The sequence below is a fragment of the Clostridium sp. C105KSO13 genome (assembly GCF_001517425.1).
Classification (GTDB): domain Bacteria; phylum Bacillota; class Clostridia; order Lachnospirales; family Lachnospiraceae; genus Muricomes.
Genome location: NZ_FBWL01000040.1, coordinates 1 through 525 on the forward strand (window position 1 = coordinate 1; position 525 = coordinate 525).

General features: G+C 35.4%; 1 protein-coding gene. It reads left to right on the forward strand.

Translation table 11 applies throughout. From position 1 onward, the window contains the following. A partial coding sequence (locus BN3456_RS00125; RefSeq protein ID WP_141654465.1) for a transposase occupies positions 1 to 289 on the forward strand: 289 nt, incomplete at its 5' end. Positions 290 to 525 lie beyond the last annotated feature (236 nt).

Here is a 525-nt window from a genome sequence, read left to right on the forward strand (position 1 = left end):
GTGTTCAATCATGGCAAAAAATCAAAAATCCTATACCCCTGAATTCAAGCAGCAGATTGTAGATCTGCGTAATAAAGCTGGTAAAGGTATCACAGAATTATCTAACGAATATGGCGTTCCAAAAGGCACAATCTCTACCTGGGTAAAACTTCTTTCTCCAGTACAGGTTTCAGAAACAGAAACCATTTCTATGAAAGAGTATAAGGCTCTTCAAAAGAAAATGAAGGAACTAGAGATAGAGAATGAAATATTAAAAAAAGCTACCGCCATATTTGCCAAAAATCAATAGCTGAGTACGTGTCCTTTATTCAAGCGAATCTTGATAATTATACTGTGAAACAAATGTGCAAGGTACTTAAGTTTCCTCGCAGTACTTATTATGCTGTAATCAATCATGTTACATCTCAAAGAGAAATTGACTACAACAAATTTAGTGATGAAGTTCAATTTTACTATAACAGATCTAAGGGGCGTTATGGTGCTATTAAGATACAGCGAGATCTTGAAGAGGCTGGTATCCCATGT